This window comes from Roseiarcus sp. (assembly GCF_052145395.1).
In the GTDB taxonomy this organism is placed as follows: domain Bacteria; phylum Pseudomonadota; class Alphaproteobacteria; order Rhizobiales; family Beijerinckiaceae; genus Roseiarcus.
This window is the reverse complement of record NZ_JBKQOT010000781.1, coordinates 1-4,713: the sequence shown is the minus strand read 5'-3', so window position 1 is coordinate 4,713 and position 4,713 is coordinate 1. Positions and strand designations below refer to the sequence as shown.

Genomic DNA, 4,713 nt, shown 5'->3' with positions numbered 1-4,713 from the left:
CTGGATACGGCGAGGTTTGGTCGAGGTGGTCAGGAAAGCCGTGCCGCGTTGCACGGCCCAGGCGAGCGCAACTTGAGCCGGCGTCTTCTGGACGCGCTGTGCGATGGCTGTGATCACGGGGTCGTCCAGCATTTTCGGATCCAAGCCGTGTCCCAACGCTGCAAACGCCAGCAGCACAATGCCGTGCTCCCGACAGAAGTCGAGTAGCTCCCATTCAGGGAGATACGGATGGGATTCGACTTGCACCACCGCAGGCTTGATCCGCGCGGCCGCGACGATCTCCCGCAGCTTCTCCAAGCTGACATCCGACAGGCCGATCGACTTGCACCGACCGTCGTCCACGAGGCGCTCGAGCGCTCGCCACGTTTCGACCAATGTCACCCCGGAATCATAGATGACCTGACCGCGCTCGTCCCTCGGGTCCTGCTCGTCGCCGGGGCGAAAGGCAAAAGGGGTATGAATGACATAGCAATCGACAGTGTCGATTTGCAGTCGCCGGCGGCTGGCGTCAAAGGCGGGCCTGACCCGCTCAGGACGATGATTGGTGTTCCATAGCTTCGTGGTGATGAACACGTCCTCCCGTCGGATCGCTCCCGCCCTGAACGTCGCCTGCATCGCCTCGCCAACCGCCTCTTCATTGCGGTAGCGCTCTGCACAATCGAAATGTCGAAATCCCACTTCCAGCGCCGTCTTGGTCGCTTCTTTGGTTGCGAGAGGGTCGGGTATCAGCGTGCCAAACCCGACGGCGGGGATCGAGCCGGATCCATCGTTAAGAGGAATCCTCGTATAGCGAAGCGCGTCGGGGGTCGCCATGCTGACTCTCCTTTGGTCGGCACTAAGCCCTTTAAGTAGGTGACGATTCGATGGTGCGTTCGCAGGTGACCCTGCCGTCGAGGCGCGCCACTCCGACCAGGCCTTTTCTGAACATCGTTGGGCTCTGGCGCGTGATTTCGCCCGAAGATCGGCTGGCTCGGGACATCACTTTTACGTCAATGAACCGGTCTCCCATTGAGGCTCCCACGCGGCGTTAGTTTCACTCTCGTCCTGATCGCGGTACCCTGGATCGCGTCGTGACTGTATTTTCCTCCGGCAGTCTGCCTTCTCAGCGTCACCGTTGCGAGAAGATGACACGTCGCGTAACCATGACGTTTTCAAGAGTTGGACGCCATTGGACGAAGGTGTCGGCGAACCCAAAAATCATGAGAGGCGCGCCACAGAGGCGCCCGACGCACGACGACATCTTGACAACGTCGCACTCTACTGGCCGACGAATACCGCGACCTCCTCGGCGCGCCTTTGTTCGGACGACAAGCTCGCGTTCTCCGAGTGACGGCAATACTTCAGCGATAACCTCATTGTCGCGGCGGCTGTGGGTCGGCCAGCGCGCCCCTGCGAAGGCGCTGGCTTATCTGGGCTTTCGTATCAATTGTCGATGGGACGGCGCATCGCCGAACTGGCGCCCAATGGGCGGTCTCGGCGTGAATACTGGCGGGCTCGATCTCCGGGCTCACGTCGCGCCTTCCGGTCGCCAAGGCAAGCCGGATCAACACCATGGTCTCGACGACACCATCGTCTACTGGCGGCCCCAAAGCCCGTACAATACTTAGCATTCAGATGGACCGGGCAGAGGAGGCTCCCCGTGGTCGCGACGAGCAACTCGGTGGCGGTGGGCGTATCCTTCCGACGGCGCTTCGTTCGGATCAGGCCAGCGGCAGTTCGGTCGGGATGGGGTTCTTTCGGCGTCGGAGCCGTTCGGTCCCGCGGACGGCGCGGTCTTGAGCTGACGCCATGACGCGATTGCTGTCCGTCAATGTCGGTCTGCCACGCGACATCGTGTGGAGGGGCATGACGGTGCACACCGGCGTCTGGAAGGATCCGGTGCAGGGGCGCTGTCGCGTCGGTCGGTTGAATCTCAACGGAGACGGTCAGGGCGATCTCGCCGGGCATGGAGGGGAGCATCGTGCAGTCTTCGTCTACCAGATCGAGTCCTACCGCTACTGGCAGGAACAGCTCGGAAGGACGGACTTTGTCTACGGCCAATTCGGCGAGAACTTCACCGTCGAAGGCTTGCCTGACGACGGCGTCTACATCGGCGATCGCTATCGGATCGGCAGCGCCTTGTTCGAGGTCACGCAGCCCAGGGTTACCTGCTATCGCGTCGGAATTCGCATGAATGAGCCCCGCATGGCGGCGCTCCTGACGTCCAGCGGGCGACCGGGATTCTACTTCCGTGTCCTGGAGGAGGGCGAGGTTGGCGCCGGCGACGCGATCGTTAAGGTCGAGGAGGGCAAGGCGCGGATGTCGGTCGCAGAGGTCAACGCGCTGCTCTATTCCCCTCAGCATCCGCGCGACCGACTGGAACGTGCGTCGCAGATTGCGGCGCTCTCGACTGGCTGGCGGAAGTCGTTCGTCGCGTTGCTGAATAGTCGGTCGGACGGCAATGCGGGACTCGCGCCGGGATCGGCTGCGCATCCGGCCGCGCCGGGATTCCGGCCGCTGAAGGTGACGGCGATCGACCAGGAATCGGCCGATGTCGTGTCGCTGACGATGCAGCGCTCCGACGGCGAGCCGCTGCCGGAAGCGCTGCCAGGCCAGTACGTCGTGCTGCGCCTTCGACCCAGCGTCCGCGGCGCGCCGCTCTTTCGCAGCTACTCGCTTTCGGGACCCCTCTCGACGGATCGCTATCGGATCAGCGTGAAGATCGAGCCCAACGGCGCGGGGGGCGCCTACCTGAGGGATCACGTGAGGATGGGCGATGTTCTCGAGGTCAGCTCGCCGCGCGGAAGCTTCACCCTTCAGTCCGGCGACGGGCCCGTGGCGCTTCTCAGCGCAGGGATCGGGGCGACGCCGGTCCTTGCAATGCTCCACGCCATGTCGTCGGCGCGTTCGTCGCGTCCGGTGCTATGGGTGCACGCCGCACGCGACGGAAAGCACTTTCCGTTCGCCGCCGAGGTTCGGCGCCTTGTCTCGGACCTGGCGCACGGCCGCAGCTATGTCTCGTTCAGCCGACCGGAGCTCGCCGACCGGCTTGGAACGGACTTTGACGCCGCGGGCCATCTCTCGAGGGCGGAGTTCGACAAGGTTGGTCTGACGCCGGACGCCGACGTCTACCTCTGTGGGCCGAGCCGCTTCATGGCGGACATGAGAGCCGCCCTGGCGGAGTTCGGCGTCAGGCCGGATCGTATTCATGTTGAGATCTTCAACGGTGGTGAGTCGTCGACGCCGGGCGTCGTTGGCGCCGCGAAGAAGACTCCGCATCGGCCGCCGGTCGACCTCGAAACCGGCCCCCTCGTCTCGTTCGCGCGCAGCGGCGTAGCCGCCCACTGGAATCCATCGGGCTATCAGAGCCTGCTGGAACTGGCCGAGGCGTGCGACGTCCCGGTGCGCTGGGCATGTCGGACCGGCGTCTGCCACAACTGTGAGAGCGGTCTTATCTCGGGAAAGGTCGCGTACGAGCCTCAGCCGCTCGACCTGCCGGCAACGGGCAACCTGCTCATCTGCTGTTCGCGTCCGGTTGGCGACGTCGTTGTCGATCTGTAACGGGCAGATCTCCTGCCGCAGTCCCGGTCCGCGAGCGGGAGCGTCAGCCGCAAGTGATTCTGTGGCTGCGCCGGGTTAGGCCGATCACTCGTCCCACCCGCAGGGCGCCGGGCCCGAGACCCTCTGCGTCGGCTATGCTGCGTCCTTCATAGTCGCCGGACAAGTTCGACGGTCGCACCTTTGCGCTGCGCGCGAGCGGCGGCCTTTTGCGTCGGGTCCGGCCGAAGGGTTTTGGCTCTCTTGGCAGGGAGGTTCAGAAAGTCTTCCGCGTCTCGCAGCGAGCGAGGGCCGAGGCGAGCAAAGGCTTTCCCTAAATCAGAATATGTGATAGGGTTCTCTGGATGGGCGGAAAAGACGACGTGGCAACGGGCTATTACTCTATTCTATAATGTATATTGCTGATCGCGCCAGTCCTGGAACGGTGTGCTCGGGTGGTCGGGCGGATTGCAAATGGCGCCGCAACCCCTTGAAAAGGCTGAAAACGGAGTTGCAAATGGCAGACGTCCGGCGGCCGAGAGAGGCCCCGCTCAGTCTTCGCTGAGGTCCTCGAAAGCGCCCCGGTCCACCCCGTTCCCGACCAGAATCTCGCGCTTGCCCGAATGGTTGGGGGCGCTGACGACGCCCTCCTTCTCCATCCGCTCGACGAGCGAAGCCGCCTTGTTGTAGCCGACCGACAGGCGGCGCTGGATGTAGCTCGTCGACACCTTCCGGTCGCGCAGCACGATGTTGACGGCGCGGTCGTAATAGTCGCCGGCCTCCTCGTCGTCCATCGAACCTGGCGATGGCGGCGGTCCCTCCTCGCTCTCGGCGTCGTCTTCCTCGGTGATGGCGTGAAGGTATTCGGGGCTGCCCTGCTTCTTGAGGTGGGCCACGACCTTCTCGACCTCCGGGTCGGAGACGAAGGGCCCGTGCACGCGGGAAATTCGGCCGCCGCCGGCCATGTGGAGCATGTCGCCCTGGCCGAGGAGCTGCTCGGCGCCCTGCTCGCCGAGAATGGTGCGGCTGTCGATCTTGCTCGTGACCTGGAACGAGATGCGGGTCGGGAAGTTCGCCTTGATCGTGCCGGTGACGACGTCGACGGAAGGCCGCTGGGTCGCCATGATCAGGTGGATGCCGGCGGCGCGCGCCATCTGGGCGAGGCGCTGGATCGCGCCCTCGATGTCCTTGCCGGCC

At 64.2% G+C, this 4,713-nt stretch carries 3 protein-coding genes; 1 reads left to right on the top strand and 2 read right to left on the bottom strand.

What is annotated here, in order from left to right:
* A partial coding sequence (locus ACLP25_RS26890) for an aldo/keto reductase (RefSeq protein ID WP_442472170.1) occupies nucleotides 1-813 on the bottom strand: 813 nt, incomplete at its 3' end.
* A gap of 975 nt (nucleotides 814-1,788) precedes the next feature.
* Between ACLP25_RS26890 and ACLP25_RS26885 the strand changes: the two genes are divergently transcribed.
* On the top strand, nucleotides 1,789-3,540 hold the full coding sequence (locus ACLP25_RS26885; RefSeq protein WP_442472169.1) for an MOSC domain-containing protein: 1,752 nt from the start codon (nucleotides 1,789-1,791) through the stop codon (nucleotides 3,538-3,540).
* 527 nt (nucleotides 3,541-4,067) lie between these two features.
* Here the strand turns inward: ACLP25_RS26885 and ACLP25_RS26880 are convergent.
* A partial coding sequence (locus ACLP25_RS26880; protein ID WP_442472168.1) for a DNA translocase FtsK occupies nucleotides 4,068-4,713 on the bottom strand: 646 nt, incomplete at its 5' end.